This is a genomic window from Teredinibacter purpureus (assembly GCF_014217335.1).
Classification (GTDB): domain Bacteria; phylum Pseudomonadota; class Gammaproteobacteria; order Pseudomonadales; family Cellvibrionaceae; genus Teredinibacter; species Teredinibacter purpureus.
The window spans coordinates 1,750,694-1,771,953 of record NZ_CP060092.1 but is presented as its reverse complement, the minus strand read 5'-3'; the positions used below and the strand labels follow the sequence as shown (position 1 = coordinate 1,771,953).

At 50.4% G+C, this 21,260-nt stretch carries 2 protein-coding genes; both read right to left on the bottom strand.

Annotation, left to right across the window (positions count from 1 at the left end; genetic code table 11):
• Positions 1 to 7: 7 nt before the first annotated feature.
• The gene (locus tag H5647_RS07600) at positions 8 to 4,342 is read right to left on the bottom strand and encodes a non-ribosomal peptide synthetase (protein WP_052691930.1); all 4,335 of its coding nucleotides are present in this window, start codon (positions 4,340 to 4,342) and stop codon (positions 8 to 10) included.
• Positions 4,339 to 21,138, bottom strand: a complete 16,800-nt coding sequence (locus H5647_RS07595; RefSeq protein WP_045857585.1) for a non-ribosomal peptide synthetase — start codon at positions 21,136 to 21,138, stop codon at positions 4,339 to 4,341. The genes H5647_RS07600 and H5647_RS07595 overlap by 4 nt, the downstream gene beginning before the upstream one ends.
• Between the last annotated feature and the right edge of the window lie 122 nt (positions 21,139 to 21,260).

The window sequence follows — 21,260 nt, the reverse complement described above, 5'->3', positions numbered from 1 at the left end:
TGAACGTTTATTGAGTATTGAGGCTTTCTAACCATTTCGTAATTGTTGTCGCGGTAGTGTTAACGTACGGCTCTTGTAGCATGCTTTCATGATCGCCCTCAACAACACGGACATCTAGCCCTTCGCTAACAAACGATTCCCATCCATAATATTCTCCTAGTTCATCCAGCTGTATTTTTTGCGTTTCGGTAACTTTAAATAGACAGGCTCTGCCTTTAAAGGTTGGAATCGTTTGATTCAGCACGTAATCGGTCAGCATATCTTCATGACGTTTTCTATTTAAAAGATATGTCGCCACAAACTCAGTAGATGGTGACGGGATTATGTGATGTGAAAATAATTGTTCCGCAATATGCGAAAGCCTTTCCTGCTCGCTTAGCGAACGTAAGTACTCCGCCTCAACGCGTAGATCGCAATTTAGATAGGTCTCGAAATTGCTGAAAATTGACTGCATATAGTCCGGGGCTAAAGCGCTAACATTTCTTTTAGCTAGAACATTGTCCTGCATGCTACTGCCAATACTGGAAAGAGAATCCAGAAAAATAAGGCCGGACACAGTGACACCGCGAGACTGCAGCGTGGTCGCTAACATATGTGCCACCATGCCGCCGTGGGAATGGCCCGCCAAATAGATAGGGCCGGAAACATTGCGCTGTTTAATAAGCGATAGATAGTCCGCACACAAATCATGGAAGGATTCAAGAGACACTGTTTTCGCCCCGTGAATGTCAATCGGCTCAAACCCATAAATTGAATACGCAGGCAATGCCGTTGCTAAACTTTGCAGACTTAACGCGTGACCGTTCAACCCCGGAACGAAAAATATTGAAACATTTTTTGACTCATCATTTAGCGCGATTAGGCCACTGTTACGTTCTTCGGCCTCTTCAGGATTGCCCACTACCGGCGTAGCGATTAATTGGTCTACGTAAGTTGCAAGCTGTTGAATGGTGCGGTATTGGAACATATCCCCCACCGACAACGAAACGCCGAATGTCTTTGAGACAAACGCGACCATTCGGATCATACTGACCGAAGTCCCACCTAAGTCGAAAAAGTCTTGGTCGCAGCTAATTGAATGTACGACGCTAACATTCAGGAGCTTCGCCCACTGCTCAAGTATCAACGCCTCAGTTTCTGTTTGCGGTGTACAGCCTGCCGAATTATGGTGTTCCTGCAACACCAATTCACTGGTATCAACTTGAATTAGCGATTGTCTATCGAGTTTTCCATTTGGCGTACGAGGCATAGAGTCTACGGACAAGAAATAGCTCGGAATCATAAAAAGAGGAAGATCTTTTGCCAGTACTGTACGTAAGGAAGCGGCACTAAATTCGCAACCTTTTCGTGTAATAATAAAGGCTTTTAGTTGTTTTTCTCCATGCATGTCATCTTGAGCAATTACCGCCGATTCTTGCACGCTGTCCAATGCGTTGAGTTTATTTTCTATTTCGCCAAGTTCAATACGAAAGCCTCGAACTTTCACTTGAAAATCATTGCGCCCTAGGTACTCAATATTGCTATCTCTATTTATTCGACACAAATCCCCTGTTTTATAGATTTTTTTATTGTCTAGAAAGGGGCTGTCAATAAAACGTTCCTCGGTGAGATCGTCTCGATTAAAGTAGCCCCTACTTACTCCATCCCCGCCAATATGAAGCTCACCGCTCGCACCCAGTGGCACAATGCGAAGCTGATCATCTAGAATATAGAGTTGCGTATTCGCAACGGCCCTACCAATGCTTATAACTTCTTGGGAGGACTGAACCTGATGTATGCATGAATAGACCGCGGTTTCGGTCGGGCCATACATGTTCCACATGCCTCGAGCGTGCTTAAGTAAGCCATTCCTTAAATCAACGGGTAGCGCTTCTCCACCACACAATATTTTTATGGGGTTCTTTAATTCTGGCCAACCGTGCTCCAGTAGCAACCTCCATGTTGACGGTGTTGCTTGCAGTATGGAGACATCATGACGTTGCATAAGAAGCGAATACTGTCGTGGATCGGCTGCATCCCAGCGGCTCGAGAGAATAGTTTTTGCACCGGTAATAAGGGGCAAGAATAACTCTAAACTGGCTATGTCAAACGAAAGCGATGTTAAGTTTAGTAAAACATCCGTTTCGTCTATGCCCGGATCTTTCTGTACCGACAACAAATAATTGAGGAGATTTTTATGGGTAACCATTACGCCTTTGGGTTTACCGGTAGAGCCGGATGTATAGATAATATAGGCAAGGTTATCTATAGAAAATTTGTGGTCTATAGCCGGCGTAGTACAAGGTTGTTGTGAAATAGTGTGCTTTTCAGAATCCACGTTAACTAACGCGTAGTCACCAATGGTTGTAATCAATTCCAGCGTGGCGCTATGCACTAAGCTTACAACTGGCTTACTGTCTTCCAACATATGGGCCAACCGCTCTACTGGATACGCAGGATCCAGGGGCACATAGCAGCCACCAGCCTTTAAAATTGCCAGTAAGCCCACGACCATATCGATACCGCGCTCCAAACAAATCGCCACTCGACTATCAGGTCGCACGCCCTTTTCTACTAAAAGGTTCGCCAACTGGTTGGCATGTCGATTGAGTTGTTGGTAGCAAATACGCGTTTCTTCAAATATTAAAGCGGTACTGTCGGGTGTTTTTTCTGCCTGACATTCAAACAATGCGTGTATACAGGTATCGGGATTGACTATGGCCGTATCATTTAGACTAAAAACTTGATGGTTGTATTCTTTATCCGGCAATACGTTTATGTCGGCCGTGTTGCTTTGGGGCACATGATTAAGTTGCTTTACTATCGTTTCTAACGCTAATTTTAAGTAGTCCACTAGGGACTCAGATCGAATAGGCTCACGTGCCTGAACGGTAGCGACAAAGCCCTCCCCCAGATCATCAATCGATAGGCTTAACGGATAGTTGGTACGCTCATCGCCGCTTAAGTGTTCAAACCCCATCTGCTCTTCCAACGCTTTTGGATTGTCGTTGGGCTGCATAGCGGTATGGCGGTAATTTAGTAACGCTGTAAATAATGGCGCACTAGAAGATACTTGGCTGCCTCTTTGAGCCTGCGCTAAAGAGGCATGCTCATGCTTCAATAGCTTCACTAACGTTAAATGTGTTTCTTTTAAGCTTTCAGAAAGTGATTGTTCTGTAACTGAAATACGGATGGGTAATGTATTAATAAACAACCCCATACCGCGATCAGCTTCAGCGCCACCCTGCATTCGCCCAAAGAGCACCGTACCAAATACAACATCTTTTCGGCCCGTAATTCTTGCAAGTACTAACCCCCACGCCAGATGGAATAAGCTCGCATTGCTAACGCCATTTTTCTTCGCAACGGCCCTTATCCCTTGAGCCAACGTAGGGTCAAGAGAGAGATGGGCTTCTTCGATATCCGTTAAGTCTGCTTGTATATCCTGTAAATCGTAGGGCACAGTTGGCTCAGAAATATCGCTAAGCATTGAGGAGAAAAACGCATCATGTTCTTCTTTTGTGGTTCCCTTTTGAATTTGCGCAATAAAATTTCTAAACGGAACTGGGCGCGGCAAGGCGGCTTCGTGCCCCGATTGAATAGCAATGGTCTCTTCAATCATTAATTCTAACGTAGTGTGGTCCGCGACTAAATGATGCATCATTATCGCGAGCAACCATCGGTCTTCAGTGGGGTCTTCTGCAATAAACGTTCGAAGCAAAGGAGCCTGACCTAAATCGATTCGAAATACCTTTGGGTCAATGTGCGCTTTAAGCTGATCGAGTACGGCACCACCTGACGCATCAAAATAGAGTTGTTTAATTGGTAATGTCGTTTTCCTGGATACAACCTGAAGCGGTTCTTCTAAATTTTCCCATACGATGCCCGTTCGCAAAACATCATGTCGGTTGAGCACGCCTTGCATGGCGTTTAAGAATTTGTCTAGCCGGGTTTTATCTTTAAACGCAAGTATATTCGGCAGAAGATAAATATCGCCGTTTTCCTGCATTAAATGGTGAAATAGAATACCTTCCTGCAAAGGGGCTAGCGGGTAAATATCTTTTATATTGCTCGCTCCGCCCTCTACCTTTCCCACTATTGCATCAATATCACTTTGGCTAAGATCCACCAGCGTCAGCATTTCGGGCGTAATGCGGAAGGTGAAAATTTCGTCGGCTGCGGTACCCCCTGCTTGACTGTCGGTCAGTAAACGTTCCAATAACGCATTTTTATTGTCTTTTAATAATGCAGCGATCTCTGCGTTCATCGCTCCCTTAGGGGCTTTCACAACGAGTTGGTCTTTATCGCGGTATACACGTATGCTTTTTTGATTACACAGTTCAAAAATATCGTCCATTGTCATAGTCGGAACTCCTCGATACTGTCTTCATCAATATCGCTGTCAATTGTTTCGTGAATTTGTTCTGGAATTAAGTTTGGTGGTATTTCAACGTCTTGTTGAGTACCTCTTTGGCGCACAGCCAAAGCGAGATCGGCAAGCGTTTCGGACATAAAAATGGCTTGCACATCTGCGTGTAAACCTATTTTACGCATTCGCTCAATAAGGCTTACAGCAAGCAATGAGTGACCACCCAAATCGAAAAAGTTATCGTGCCGGCCAATACTGGGCTGCTTCAGAACATCCGCCCATATCTTACTTAGCGACATTTCTATCTCACCAACGGGCGCTTCAAACTCTTTGGTTAAAAACGCCTGTGGCGCAGGAGCAGGCAGTGCTTTCCTATCTACTTTGCCATTTTGATTTAAGGGCAATATATCCAATTGCACGTAAGCCTCAGGAACCATGTAAGGTGGCAGCTTTTGTTTGCCCCACTCTTTCAGTTCTGCCGTTTGTGCATCGCCGGTGTAATAAGCCACTAACTGTTTATCATAGGAAATAGCTTCACCCTCACGCGCAAGCGCGAGGACTATTAAATGCTCCACACCATTAACTTTGCATAATTGATTTTCTATTTCTCCAAGCTCAATTCGAAAGCCTCGTATTTTTACTTGAAAATCATTGCGTCCCACAAAGACGATGGTGCCATCTGCGCGTCTATACCCTAGGTCCCCTGTTTTGTAGAGTTTGGCGGCTCGATTAAATGGATCAACCACAAATCGTTCGGCTGTTAAGGCCGGCTGATCTAGATAGCCCAGCGCTAATCCATCACCACCAATAAATAATTCACCGACCACTCCAAGTGGCTGTATTTGATTATTGCCATCTAAAATATGGATATAGGTATTGCCTATTGGTTGTCCTAGCGGAATATTATGCGTAACAACATCGCACAGCGTTACATCATGGGTTATTGCAAAGGTTGTGCTTTCTGTTGGGCCGTATCCGTTCAACAGATGTTTGGGGGCATAATGTGTTAATACTTTTTTTACAACAGTTGCATCGAGCACATCCCCGCCAACCAACAGATATTTAAGGTTTCGAATCGCAGGTGCTAAGGCTTCGTGATATTGATTAAATAAACCTACCGTTAAAAACATGCAGCTCACATCAAACGCGAGTAATGCCGTGCAAAACTTGCTCGGATCAAATACAACATCCTGATCAATAATAACGGCACGAGCACCGTTTAATAGCGGCCCCCACACTTCAAAGGTAGAGGCATCGAAAGCAGGGTTTGCGACAAATGCAACGTGGTCACTTTTTTGGATATCCGTGTAACCATTGTTCAACACTAACCGACTAACACCTCTATGCGGTATGACCACGCCTTTGGGCATACCCGTGGAGCCAGAGGTGTACATAACATAAACCGCATCGGTCGGCGCCGCTGTATTTTTGAGGTTCTGTTTTGATTGCTGAACGACCACGTTACTATCTATATTAAGTACATGCGTGTTAAGTAACGCCGTAAATTTACGCTCTAAAAGGCTATTGGTAATCAACCATTCGCTTTGACAATTGTTATGGATGTACTGCAGACGATCACTCGGCAAGCCCAAATCCAAGGGCACGTAAATAGCGCCGCTTTTAACAATGGCGAGTTCAGCGACTACAAAAGAGATCGAACGCGGAAGCGCCAGCAATACGCAATCTCCCCGTTTTACGCCTTCCTTACTGAGTAACTGAGCAACTTGGTTTGCCCGCTCATTTAACTGTTGATAAGTCAGTGAGCCATTTGCATCCACCAGTGCTGTTGCCTGTGGCGTGCGCGCGACCTGCTGTTCAAACAGCTGGTGTAAACACAGGTCCGTGGGGTAATCCCGTTCGGTCTGGTTCCAGCCTTCAACCATGTGTGTGCGTTGCGTGTCGGTGAGTAAAGGCAGGGTCGCAACGCGACGCTGAGGCTCTTGCACCATCGCGCGGAGCAAGGTGGTCCAATGCTCGATATAACGATCAATCGTGTCAGCCTCGAACAGTGCCGTGGCAAACTCAATCTCTCCTTCTATCTGTCCATTGGCTTCTTGCAGGCTCAAGGTTAAGTCAAACTTCGCGTGACGCTGGGCCTCCAGGGTAATGGTGGATAACGACAAGCCCGGTAGCGATAGGTCCCCTTCGGGTGTGTTCTGCCACGCAAACATCACTTGGAAGATCGGGGTGTACGCCATACTGCGCGGCGGTTTTAACGTGTCCACGACCTGTTCAAACGGCAGGTCTTGATGCTGTTGGGCATCCAGCAGTTGCTGTTTGCCGTGGGCCAGTAACGCGGCAACCGAGGCTTCGGGGTCGATCTGTAGGCGCAAGGCTAAGGTGTTGACGAAGAACCCAATCAGGTTCTCGGTCTCATGGTGGGTACGCCCCGCTATCGGGCTGCCGATGACCACATCCTGTTGACCCGAAAGCCGACTGAGCAAGGTGCCCCAGCTGGTCAGCAGGGTCATAAACAGGGTGTTGCCGTGTTGCTGGCTGAGGGTTTTGAGCTGCTGGGTAAGCGCCGCATCGAACACAACTTTACGGGCGGCGCCCGCAAAGCTTTGCTGCTGAGGACGCGGGCGATCGGCCGGTAACTCGAGTAACGCGGGGGCGTTGGCGAGGGCCTCTTGCCAGTAGGCGGTTTGCTGTTGCAGCGTGTCGCCGCTTAACCAGCGACGTTGCCAGTCGGCGTAGTCGGGGTATTGAATGGCCAGCGGGGGCAGTGGGTCGTGGCTTAAATCCGCGCCGTCTTCATGGTAGGTGGCGTACAGGGCGGTCACTTCGTTCATCAAGACGCCGAGCGACCAACCATCGGAGATAATGTGGTGCATGGTCACGTACAGCACATGTTGCTGTGCGTGGGTCTTGAGTAAACACGCCCGAATGAGCGGCCCGTTGACGAGGTCGAAGGGGGCGTTCGCAGCGTTATCCAGTGCCTGTTGCATGGCCTGTTCGGGCTGATCATCGTGTTGGAGGTCCACGATCTGTAGCGGTAAGCCCTGATCAATATCACCAATAGACTGCATGACCACACCCTCGGACTCGAGGAAGGTGGTGCGCAAGGCCTCGTGGCGGGCCACGATACGGTTGAGGGTTGCGTGTAAGACCTCATGATCAAGTGCGCCGGTGAGCGAGACGCCGCCATGAATATGGTAGGCCTGACTGACCCCGTCCATCTGGGCGAGGAACCATAACCGTTGCTGCGCAAACGATAGGGGTAAGGGCTGCTGGCGGTCGGCCAAGGTGATCGAGGGCAGCTGCGATTGGGGTGCCTGCGAGGCGAGTGCGGTGGCGAAGTCGGCCAATACCGGATGGCTAAAGAGTGTGTTCAGTGAGACGTCTAGCTGCAGTGTCTGACGGATACGTGAGAGCAGTTGCACGGCCAGCAGTGAGTGGCCGCCGAGGTCGAAGAAGTTATCGTGTCGACCCACTTGCTCGTGTTTAAGCAGATCGGCCCAGAGCGCCGCAAGGGCTTCTTCTCGCTCGCCTTCGGGCGCCGCATAGCGTTGGCTAATGTAGGCGTCGCCTTCGGGGGCCGGGAGGGCTTTGCGGTCGAGCTTGCCGTTGGGTGAGAGCGGCATGGCGTCGAGGGTTATGAACGCCGAGGGAATCATATACGCGGCTAGATCGTCGGCGAGTGCGGAACGCACCGCGTCTACGTCTAACGCCGCGGTGTCGCGGGTGGTGACATAGGCCACCAACCGGGTATCGGCTCCGGAATCCGTTTGGCTGTTATGGGCGACCACGACCGATTCGATGATAGACGGCAAGGCGGTTAGCTTCGCTTCAATTTCACCGAGTTCAATGCGGAACCCGCGCAGCTTCACCTGAAAATCATTACGGCCTAAATAATCCAGAATGCCGTCTGCACGGAAAGCGGCCAGGTCACCGGTACGGTACATGGTGGCGTGGTTATCCGGCACAAAGGGGTCGGGCAAAAAGCGTTCGGCGGTTAACGCCGGTTGGTTCCAATACCCGCGCCCTACTTGAACACCGCCTATGTACAGTTCACCGGTCACACCGGTGGGGACGGGTTGACCTTGCGGGTCCAATACGTAAATACGGGTGTTGGCGATGGGCCGACCAATGGGTACTGCGTGCCCGGTCATGGCGGGATCACACGTCCACTCGGTCACATCAATGGCGGCTTCCGTTGGCCCGTAGAGGTTAATGAGGCTGACGTTCTGCACCCGTTGGTGGAAACGCTTAACTAAGTTGCTGGGTAAGGCTTCCCCACTACAGATCACGCGCGTCACGCTCGGGGCTTGCACCGCGTCATGTTCGAGAAATACCTGCAGCATTGAGGGCACAAAGTGCAGTGTGGTGACGTTCGTTTGCTGAATGAGCGTCTGTAAATACACGGGGTCTTTGTGGCCGTCGGGCTTCGCAATCGAGAGTGAGGCGCCGTACATCAGTGGCCAGAAAAACTCCCACACAGAGACATCAAAGCTGAAAGGGGTTTTTTGCAGTACGACATCGGTCGCGGTTAAGTCATAGGCCTCTTGCATCCAGACCAATCGGTTAACGACCGCCGCGTGTTCGTTCATCGCGCCCTTCGGTAAGCCGGTCGAGCCTGAGGTGTAGATGATGTACGCCAAGTGTTGTGGTGTAAGCCCTACCGCGTCACGTGAGGGGTTGTCGGTTGGGGCGTTTGCCCATCGCTCGGCGTGCTGGTGCATATGCAGTTGAGGGCGAGATCCCAGCCCCGCTAAACCGTGTAGTGCCTGCTGACCGGTCTCATCTAATAGCACCACCTGAGGGGCGGAGTCGCTTAACATATGGTCGAGACGTTGCGCGGGATACGACGGATCTAAAGGCACATAGGCGCCGCCCGCCTTCAGCGTTGCCCATAACGCCACCACCAACTCAACACCGCGATCGAGGCAGATACCGACGCGGCTATCCGGTGATACGCCCTGCTCGCGCAGGTAATGCGCCAGTTGGTTGGCTCGGGTATTAAGGGCGTGATAGCTGATCGTTTCGCCGTTAAACACCAGTGCTGTTGCCTGTGGTGTGCGCGCGACCTGCTGTTCAAACAGCTGGTGTAAACACAGGTCCGTGGGGTAATCCCGTTCGGTCTGGTTCCAGCCTTCAACCATGTGTGTGCGTTGCGTGTCGGTGAGTAAAGGCAGGGTCGCAACGCGACGCTGAGGCTCTTGCACCATCGCGCGGAGCAAGGTGGTCCAATGCTCGATATAACGATCAATCGTGTCAGCCTCGAACAGTGCCGTGGCAAACTCAATCTCTCCTTCTATCTGTCCATTGGCTTCTTGCAGGCTCAAGGTTAAGTCAAACTTCGCGTGACGCTGGGCCTCCAGGGTAATGGTGGATAACGACAAGCCCGGTAGCGATAGGTCCCCTTCGGGTGTGTTCTGCCACGCAAACATCACTTGGAAGATCGGGGTGTACGCCATACTGCGCGGCGGTTTTAACGTGTCCACGACCTGTTCAAACGGCAGGTCTTGATGCTGTTGGGCATCCAGCAGTTGCTGTTTGCCGTGGGCCAGTAACGCGGCAACCGAGGCTTCGGGGTCGATCTGTAGGCGCAAGGCTAAGGTGTTGACGAAGAACCCAATCAGGTTCTCGGTCTCATGGTGGGTACGCCCCGCTATCGGGCTGCCGATGACCACATCCTGTTGACCCGAAAGCCGACTGAGCAAGGTGCCCCAGCTGGTCAGCAGGGTCATAAACAGGGTGTTGCCGTGTTGCTGGCTGAGGGTTTTGAGCTGCTGGGTAAGCGCCGCATCGAACACAACTTTACGGGCGGCGCCCGCAAAGCTTTGCTGCTGAGGACGCGGGCGATCGGCCGGTAACTCGAGTAACGCGGGGGCGTTGGCGAGGGCCTCTTGCCAGTAGGCGGTTTGCTGTTGCAGCGTGTCGCCGCTTAACCAGCGACGTTGCCAGTCGGCGTAGTCGGGGTATTGAATGGCCAGCGGGGGCAGTGGGTCGTGGCTTAAATCCGCGCCGTCTTCATGGTAGGTGGCGTACAGGGCGGTCACTTCGTTCATCAAGACGCCGAGCGACCAACCATCGGAGATAATGTGGTGCATGGTCACGTACAGCACATGTTGCTGTGCGTGGGTCTTGAGTAAACACGCCCGAATGAGCGGCCCGTTGACGAGGTCGAAGGGGGCGTTCGCAGCGTTATCCAGTGCCTGTTGCATGGCCTGTTCGGGCTGATCATCGTGTTGGAGGTCCACGATCTGTAGCGGTAAGCCCTGATCAATATCACCAATAGACTGCATGACCACACCCTCGGACTCGAGGAAGGTGGTGCGCAAGGCCTCGTGGCGGGCCACGATACGGTTGAGGGTTGCGTGTAAGACCTCATGATCAAGTGCGCCGGTGAGCGAGACGCCGCCATGAATATGGTAGGCCTGACTGACCCCGTCCATCTGGGCGAGGAACCATAACCGTTGCTGCGCAAACGATAGGGGTAAGGGCTGCTGGCGGTCGGCCAAGGTGATCGAGGGCAGCTGCGATTGGGGTGCCTGCGAGGCGAGTGCGGTGGCGAAGTCGGCCAATACCGGATGGCTAAAGAGTGTGTTCAGTGAGACGTCTAGCTGCAGTGTCTGACGGATACGTGAGAGCAGTTGCACGGCCAGCAGTGAGTGGCCCCCGAGGTCGAAGAAGTTATCGTGTCGACCCACTTGCTCGTGTTTAAGCAGATCGGCCCAGAGCGCCGCAAGGGCTTCTTCTCGCTCGCCTTCGGGCGCCGCATAGCGTTGGCTAATGTAGGCGTCGCCTTCGGGGGCCGGGAGGGCTTTGCGGTCGAGCTTGCCGTTGGGTGAGAGCGGCATGGCGTCGAGGGTTATGAACGCCGAGGGAATCATATACGCGGCTAGATCGTCGGCGAGTGCGGAACGCACCGCGTCTACGTCTAACGCCGCGGTGTCGCGGGTGGTGACATAGGCCACCAACCGGGTATCGGCTCCGGAATCCGTTTGGCTGTTATGGGCGACCACGACCGATTCGATGATAGACGGCAAGGCGGTTAGCTTCGCTTCAATTTCACCGAGTTCAATGCGGAACCCGCGCAGCTTCACCTGAAAATCATTACGGCCTAAATAATCCAGAATGCCGTCTGCACGGAAAGCGGCCAGGTCACCGGTACGGTACATGGTGGCGTGGTTATCCGGCACAAAGGGGTCGGGCAAAAAGCGTTCGGCGGTTAACGCCGGTTGGTTCCAATACCCGCGCCCTACTTGAACACCGCCTATGTACAGTTCACCGGTCACACCGGTGGGGACGGGTTGACCTTGCGGGTCCAATACGTAAATACGGGTGTTGGCGATGGGCCGACCAATGGGTACTGCGTGCCCGGTCATGGCGGGATCACACGTCCACTCGGTCACATCAATGGCGGCTTCCGTTGGCCCGTAGAGGTTAATGAGGCTGACGTTCTGCACCCGTTGGTGGAAACGCTTAACTAAGTTGCTGGGTAAGGCTTCCCCACTACAGATCACGCGCGTCACGCTCGGGGCTTGCACCGCGTCATGTTCGAGAAATACCTGCAGCATTGAGGGCACAAAGTGCAGTGTGGTGACGTTCGTTTGCTGAATGAGCGTCTGTAAATACACGGGGTCTTTGTGGCCGTCGGGCTTCGCAATCGAGAGTGAGGCGCCGTACATCAGTGGCCAGAAAAACTCCCACACAGAGACATCAAAGCTGAAGGGGGTTTTTTGCAGTACGACATCGGTCGCGGTTAAGTCATAGGCCTCTTGCATCCAGACCAATCGGTTAACGACCGCCGCGTGTTCGTTCATCGCGCCCTTCGGTAAGCCGGTCGAGCCTGAGGTGTAGATGATGTACGCCAAGTGTTGTGGTGTAAGCCCTACCGCGTCACGTGAGGGGTTGTCGGTTGGGGCGTTTACCCATCGCTCGGCGTGCTGGTGCATATGCAGTTGAGGGCGAGATCCCAGCCCCGCTAAACCGTGTAGTGCCTGCTGACCGGTCTCATCTAATAGCACCACCTGAGGGGCGGAGTCGCTTAACATATGATCGAGACGTTGCGCGGGATACGACGGATCTAAAGGCACATAGGCGCCGCCCGCCTTCAGCGTTGCCCATAACGCCACCACCAACTCAACACCGCGATCGAGGCAGATACCGACGCGGCTATCCGGTGATACGCCCTGCTCGCGCAGGTAATGCGCCAGTTGGTTGGCTCGGGTATTAAGGGCGTGATAGCTGATCGTTTCGCCGTTAAACACCAGTGCTGTTGCCTGTGGTGTGCGCGCGACCTGCTGTTCAAACAGCTGGTGTAAACACAGGTCCGTGGGGTAATCCCGTTCGGTCTGGTTCCAGCCTTCAACCATGTGTGTGCGTTGCGTGTCGGTGAGTAAAGGCAGGGTCGCAACGCGACGCTGAGGCTCTTGCACCATCGCGCGGAGCAAGGTGGTCCAATGCTCGATATAACGATCAATCGTGTCAGCCTCGAACAGTGCCGTGGCAAACTCAATCTCTCCTTCTATCTGTCCATTGGCTTCTTGCAGGCTCAAGGTTAAGTCAAACTTCGCGTGACGCTGGGCCTCCAGGGTAATGGTGGATAACGACAAGCCCGGTAGCGATAGGTCCCCTTCGGGTGTGTTCTGCCACGCAAACATCACTTGGAAGATCGGGGTGTACGCCATACTGCGCGGCGGTTTTAACGTGTCCACGACCTGTTCAAACGGCAGGTCTTGATGCTGTTGGGCATCCAGCAGTTGCTGTTTGCCGTGGGCCAGTAACGCGGCAACCGAGGCTTCGGGGTCGATCTGTAGGCGCAAGGCTAAGGTGTTGACGAAGAACCCAATCAGGTTCTCGGTCTCATGGTGGGTACGCCCCGCTATCGGGCTGCCGATGACCACATCCTGTTGACCCGAAAGCCGACTGAGCAAGGTGCCCCAGCTGGTCAGCAGGGTCATAAACAGGGTGTTGCCGTGTTGCTGGCTGAGGGTTTTGAGCTGCTGGGTAAGCGCCGCATCGAACACAACTTTACGGGCGGCGCCCGCAAAGCTTTGCTGCTGAGGACGCGGGCGATCGGCCGGTAACTCGAGTAACGCGGGGGCGTTGGCGAGGGCCTCTTGCCAGTAGGCGGTTTGCTGTTGCAGCGTGTCGCCGCTTAACCAGCGACGTTGCCAGTCGGCGTAGTCGGGGTATTGAATGGCCAGCGGGGGCAGTGGGTCGTGGCTTAAATCCGCGCCGTCTTCATGGTAGGTGGCGTACAGGGCGGTCACTTCGTTCATCAAGACGCCGAGCGACCAACCATCGGAGATAATGTGGTGCATGGTCACGTACAGCACATGTTGCTGTGCGTGGGTCTTGAGTAAACACGCCCGAATGAGCGGCCCGTTGACGAGGTCGAAGGGGGCGTTCGCAGCGTTATCCAGTGCCTGTTGCATGGCCTGTTCGGGCTGATCATCGTGTTGGAGGTCCACGATCTGTAGCGGTAAGCCCTGATCAATATCACCAATAGACTGCATGACCACACCCTCGGACTCGAGGAAGGTGGTGCGCAAGGCCTCGTGGCGGGCCACGATACGGTTGAGGGTTGCGTGTAAGACCTCATGATCAAGTGCGCCGGTGAGCGAGACGCCGCCATGAATATGGTAGGCCTGACTGACCCCGTCCATCTGGGCGAGGAACCATAACCGTTGCTGCGCAAACGATAGGGGTAAGGGCTGCTGGCGGTCGGCCAAGGTGATCGAGGGCAGCTGCGATTGGGGTGCCTGCGAGGCGAGTGCGGTGGCGAAGTCGGCCAATACCGGATGGCTAAAGAGTGTGTTCAGTGAGACGTCTAGCTGCAGTGTCTGACGGATACGTGAGAGCAGTTGCACGGCCAGCAGTGAGTGGCCGCCGAGGTCGAAGAAGTTATCGTGTCGACCCACTTGCTCGTGTTTAAGCAGATCGGCCCAGAGCGCCGCAAGGGCTTCTTCTCGCTCGCCTTCGGGCGCCGCATAGCGTTGGCTAATGTAGGCGTCGCCTTCGGGGGCCGGGAGGGCTTTGCGGTCGAGCTTGCCGTTGGGTGTTAAAGGCATAACGTCTAAGCGCACGTAGGCCGCCGGTATCATGTACGCAGGTAAGGTTTCGCGTGCGCTTTCACGGAGTTGATGCGCGTCCGCAGTGCCTATGTAGTAAGCCACTAGGTGCTTGTCTTTACCGCCTAGTGCGTTATCAGACTCCCGCACTTGCACGGTCACGGACTGTACGCCGTCTATTGCATTAAACGTGGTTTCAATATCCCCAAGCTCTATACGGAAGCCACGAATTTTAACCTGCTGATCGTCGCGACCTGCAAACTCTATTGTCCCGTCTGTTAACCAACGACCAAGGTCACCCGTTTTATACATGTGGTCGCCTGTGCCTTGCACGAACGGGTTTGTAACAAATCGTTCGGCCGTTAGACCGGGCTGGTTGATATAGCCGAGCGCCACTCCTGGCCCACCAACATAAAGCTCGCCTATAACGCCAACGGGCACCGGGTTTAGGTGTCTATCTAGAATGTAGACTGAAGTATTGCTAATAGGGTAACCAAGAGGAATGGTGTTTCTATCGAGATCCTTTAAGCTAATCTCGTAGGTTGTGGCCAAAGTGGTCGTCTCGGTGGGGCCATAAGCCGCAAGCAAGTGCTGAGGCGGATTGTTGACCAAAATATGTTTGACCACGACAGGGTCTATTACGTCACCGCCAGTAATCAAATACTTTAATTGCGGAATAACGGAGCCAAGCGCTTGATGATATTGGTTAAATAGACCAACGGTTAAGAATAGAAAATTGACGGCCTTAGTGCGTATAAATGCCGTCAATTGAACGGGATCGAGCACAATATTTTGAGGGATCACGACACAACTTGCGCCATTTAATAAGGCACCCCACGTTTCCAGCGTGGACGCATCGAAAGCGGGGTTGGCCGCAAAGCCGACTCGGTCGCCCGCTTCAATTTGTGCGTATTGGGTATTAAGCACCAAGCGCGCTATGCCTTTATGAGGAATGGCCACCCCTTTGGGCTTACCCGTGGAACCGGACGTAAACATTACATAAGCTGCAGACGTAGCGCGGCGCTTGATTCCCAGAGCGTTAGTCGGCATGGTGTCAATATGAGCAGCACTAAGGTCAATACTTTCTACGTTTTCCGCACGAATAACGCCATTGGCTTCACCCAGATTTAAGACCCATCGACAACCAGACATTTTAAAAATATAGTGTTGTCTTTCTTCTGGTAAAGACATATCCAATGGCAGATAGGTAGCACCCGCTTTGAGCACTGCAAGTTCTGCAACCACAATGCCCATGGATCTTTCTAGCTGCAGTGCAACTACGTCACCCGCCACTACACCCGTGTGTTTTAAATAATGTGCTAGCTGATTCGCGCGTTGATCTAGCGCTAGGTAAGTGATCTGTTGACTAACATCTTCCAAGGCAATGGCATTTGGCGTTTTAGTCACCTGCGCCTCGAATAACGTATTTACATCAAATTGATCAGGGTACGGCGCTTCCGTGTCGTTCCAGGTAATCGTAACTTCGCGGGTTTGCGCATCATTTAAAATCGACAAGTGGCTAACCGAGGAACCCGTGTTTTCAATCATATCGGCAAGTATATTCTGCCACAGTTGAATAAAGGTTCTTATCGTAGATTCCTGGTAAAGATTGTCTGCGTAGACTAATTCGCAACTAAAGCCCGCGGGCTCGAGCTTAACCATCAGACATAAATCCGATACGAAATCTAATGTTCTACGGGGCTTATCCTGGGTTTCATTAAGGCACACGCCAACCTTAAATATCGGCTGTTCTGCTAGGCGATGGTTTTTACGCGCGAGCGCATCGAGACGTTCTGTCGTAATACTGTTATAGCGTTTTGACTCAGAGAAAAACCCCTCACTAATGTCGATTAACTGCTGTACTGTCGTGTCAGTATTACCTAAAACGTTGTAAGGCAACAGAGGTGCACAAGGGCCTAACGCAACCCCTAAACTGAAATGATCTTGTGAGGATAACCGACAAATAAGCGCGGCCCAACTCGAGACGAGCAATGTCGATAACGATATTTCCGCTGACCGACTATACGCTACCAGTCTATCAACCCATTCAGAATCAACAGTAATTGGCAGTGAAGAGGATGTGTATCCATTTGACGTGCGAGGAAAATCAGTCGCAAGATTTAAATCTGGGTTAACGTTATTTAATCGTTTAGACCAGTGAAATTCGCTTACTGCCTGTTTGTTGTCTGCACGTTCAAAAATATAGGGAGCAATACCTGTGTCGTATTTGTTGAGTGCTAAATTTTGCAATAACGAATGTGGTTCATCCAGTACTTGCTGCATTAACCTTACGTAGCCCTTAGAGAACGATTCCACCGTTTCGGCTGTAAATAGTTCAGCAGCGTAGTTAAGCACACATTCTATTGATGTTGTGCCGTGCGTATGACTACCCGAATCCTTAATACTTAGAACCAAATCCATTTTCGCACAGGGGTTCGCCAATTCGACGGGCGTAAGGCTCGCATCCGCAAGCGTTATAGTCGCCTCGCGCGGCAACTGCACATCCAGCATGCAGTCAAAAAGCGGGTTTCTTGAAATATCTTTAACCGATCCGGTATTACTCGCAATGTCTTCAAACTGAAAAAACAAATGGTCCTGCGCTTCCACGCATACCTTGCGAACAGACTGAAGGTAGCCGACGAAGGTAACGCTATCGTCAAGGCGACTTCTAATGGGAAGGCTGCTCACAAACATGCCGATCGTTTGCTGAATTTCGGGGTGAGGCCGGCCAGAAAAAGGAGAACCTACGACGATATCCTTTTGACCAGAAATCTTAGACAAGAGCAGCGAGAATACCGCCATATAAACCATATAGGGCGTTACTTTATGTTGTTGAGATAACGCCATTAATTGTTCGTGCTGACGTGGCTCCAAATGAAAGTAGACTTCACCGCCTTTAAACGATTGAGCAGCTTCACGCGGAAAATCAGTAAAGAGCGCTAACGGTTGGCTGCCTGCGAGCTGCTTACTCCAGTAACGCTTATCTTCAACTAATTTAGGCTCACCCTCCCACCAAACAGCGAAATCTTTAAACTGAACAGAGCAATCACCCAGCGCCTTTCCATGACTTAATGCACTTAATTCTGCAAGAAAAACGTTTAAAGAAACTCCGTCGCAAATAATATGATGAAAATCAAACATCAATAGTGCTGTCGTAGAATGCTCGAACGTCGCGTACTTTGCCCTAAAAAGGGGCCCCGTTTTCACATCAAACGGCTGAATAAATTCGCCAATAACGTGTTCTTTATTTTCAATAGAATAGTGTTGTTTATGCAAACAACACGCACTTTCAGGCATGATAAACTGACGCAGTTCGTCATCCACTAGCGAGAACTGCGTTCGCAATGATTCGTGCCGTAAAACAATACCGGCGATATTACGCTGCAAGGCGACGGTATCTACCCTTCCCTCTACCTCGAAAATAACGGGCACGTTATACGCAATGCCCGGCGGTGGCGTTAACTGGTCTATAAAAAACAATCTTTTTTGCGTGGCAGACGTTTTATAACCAGAACCAGTATTCACACTAGAGATTATGGGTATGGGTTTTAGCTGCGGCTGTATACCCTTACCGTCTATCGCAACCGCTAAATCAATCACACTACTGCTATTAAAAATTACGTCTAGCGCTACATCTTTACCAAATTCTTTTTTAATTTCGAGAACGAGTTCAATCGCAAGCAAAGAGTGGCCGCCAAGATCAAAAAAGTCATGTTGCCTGCCAATCTTACCCGCTTTAGGAAAGTATCTAGACCACAGTGCTGCCAATGCAGCTTCTGTTGGTGTTTCTGGAGCAATATATTCGATTTCTGGCTGGTAATTATCCATATAAGCGGAGAGTTGACGTCGATCCAGCTTGCCATTCGAAGTAAGCGGCATCTCCTGAATGCTCACGATTTGGTTCGGAATCATATAGGCAGGCAAAAACTGTAGCAACTGACTCTTTAGCGTCTTCACCGCTTCGTCGGACAATGATTCAACGTGCAGCACCGCACATAAATATTTCTCTCCACGCGCATCGACTTTATCGAAAACGGCCGCTGAAGCAATATTACATAGTTTGATAATACGGTTTTCGATCTCTCCACACTCTATTCGATACCCACGTATTTTTACTTGCTGATCATTTCGGCCTAAATATTCGAGTTCGTTAGCATGCGTCCACTTAGCCAAATCACCAGATTTATACATACGCCCATCCGTGACAAATGGGTCCGGTAAGAACCGCTCTTCGTTCAATTCCTGGCGATTGATATACCCTCTTGCAACACCCCAACCACCAACATATATCTCCCCGATTACGCCTGGTGCGCAAAGTTGTAAATCTTTATCTAAAAGGTAAATAGAAAGGCTATCGAGCGAAACCCCGATATTGGAACACTCCCCGTTATCAATATCGTCGACGGTAAGTTTCTTATAACTTGTATGAATTGTTGTTTCGGTAATGCCGTACATATTAATCAGTGCGGTATCAGGGTATTTTTGATACCAGCTAGCGAGGCGCCCAGGCAAAAGCGCTTCTCCGGCAAAGTTCACCCAACGCAATGACAGACTATCATTGCACTGATGTTCAATTTCCGCGAAACGATAGAACGCGGAAGGCGTTTGATTTAACACCGTAATACCGTTGTCTTTAACGTATTGCCTGAAATCTTGTGTGTTCTTTGTAATTTCTTTGGGCGGAATAAATAATGTGCTTCCGTTTAATAGCGAAGCAAAAATTTCCCATACGGACACATCGAATGCAAAGGAGTGAAACAACACCCAATTATCATTCGACGAAAAATCCAATTTCTGATTACCAAAAATAAGAGAAAACAGGCACCGGTGTTCGACCATAACGCCTTTGGGTACACCCGTAGTACCGGAGGTGTAAATCACATAAAGTACATCGGTAACCCTGTTACGCGTTAAAACACTGTGATCACCCTCTAGATAATCACTAACATTTTCAACAATGCCTAAAGATAATGTCGAAAACAAACGTTCTTTAGCGTTACATATGTGAGGTTGAGTAATCAGCAGCTTGGCGTTGCTATCTTGTAGCGTAAACTGTACACGTTCGTCGGGGTAGTCGGGATCAATCGGCACGTAAGCTGCACCGGCTTTAATAATCGCAAAAATAGAAATTATCATATCGAACGAGCGATCTAATAGCAGGGCGACAAAGTCGCCCTCCACAACCCCTTTTTCTTTCAGATTGAAGGCAAGATTATGGACTTTTTGATTGAGCTCGCGATAGGTGAGTGCAGCACCCTCAAACATAAGCGCCGTCTGGTTAGGGAACCGGTTTGATACCTGGTCAAAAACATCACCAATGGGCGCCATCTGGTCAAGCTGAATAGGTGGAACCCACCGCGACAGCCGTTCTGATGTTCGCTTATCGATAAGCGACAATGACGCTAGCGTAGCACTAGGTTCGGCAACAATCTCTTGTAGCAAATTTAAAAATTGATCGCGAAAACGCAATACTGTTTCTTCGGAAAACAACGCTGTTGCATAATCCAATTTGAATACAATTTCACTTCCACGCTCAACGGCCTCCATAGAAAGGTCAAACTGAGATCTACCGCGGTTAAATGCGTAAGGTTCGATCCCCAGAGAAGTATTGTCAAACGTATCTAAATTTTTAACCTGAAGCACAAATAGCGTGTCAAACAAGGGGTTACGCGAAGGATTTCTCTTCAGGCCTAAACGATCAACGATATGAGACACATCGCAATCAGCATTCTGCTGGCAAGCAAAAGCAGCCTGCTTTACCTCATGCAAAAATTCAGAAAAAGACAACGCCGACCGAGGCCTCGTAATAACAGGCAAGGTATTTACAAACATACCGGGAAGGTTTTGCATTTCGGGCAGAGGGCGACCAGCCACAGGAGTGGCGATATAGATACTTTCCTGCTGCGTTAACTTTGAAAGAAAAACAGAATAAGCCGAGATTAGCCCCGTAAACAACGTGATTCTTTCAGCTTTAAACAGGGCTCGTAACGATTCTGAAGCGTCGCCCAGACTAAATTCAACAGTAGCGCCCAAGAAATCTTTTCTTTCTGGCCGAGCTATGTCTAATGGTAAGTCTAACAGGGGAATATTACCGCTAAGCGCTTTTAACCAATAGGATTCCTGTTTTTTAAAATTTTCGGAACGTAAAAATTGCTTCGTCCAGTTCACATAATCAAGATATTGAAACGTGGGCGCAGCTAAATTTTCGGGCTGGTCTGCTCGCGCAAACTCACTATTGACAATGCCTGCGGAGAAACCATCGCCTATAATGTGATGGCTATCGAATACAATATATTGGTCGGTACCCGCTTCTACCAGCGCGCAGCGAAGCAGGCACGGCTTCTCTAAATCAAAAGGGCGTATATAACCTTCTAGCCAAGAATCAAATTCTTCGTGCGATACGACAATATTATCGACATTAAATTCGACGTTTTCGTGCACTTCCTGAACGATCACCCCCTCCTCCATAGTGAAGGCGGTACGAAGAATATCGTGCCGTTTGATGACATTTTCGACCGTGCGTTGCGCTTGTTCAATGGAATACTCGCCGGTGACTTTAAGTACTTCCGGCAGATTATAGGCAACGTCCTTTTGACCATTCATTTTGCTTAACAGGTAGATACGTCTTTGCGCGGGCGAAAGCGTACCTTTTTTATGGCCTGCAGCCCTAAGCCGCGGGTAGGATTTTTCAGCGGTTAAAGCCGATTTTCTCTTGCTATTTTTTTTGTTAAGCAGTTTTTTAATAAGGTCGTTTTTATTAATGGTCATCTTGTCGCCCCTTGATAGACTATGGCCGATCTCAATATTCTCTTCATGATTATCGGGTGGGAACGCCACCCAATCAGCTAAGTGTCAAATTTATTTTTTATGCCATTCCAGCCCACGTCAAG

Excerpts from the sequence above, each read along its gene's own strand:
- H5647_RS07600 (WP_052691930.1), bottom strand. The coding sequence starts at position 4,342 with ATGACAATGGACGATATTTTTGAACTGTGTAATCAAAAAAGCATACGT.
- H5647_RS07595 (WP_045857585.1), bottom strand. The coding sequence starts at position 21,138 with ATGACCATTAATAAAAACGACCTTATTAAAAAACTGCTTAACAAAAAA.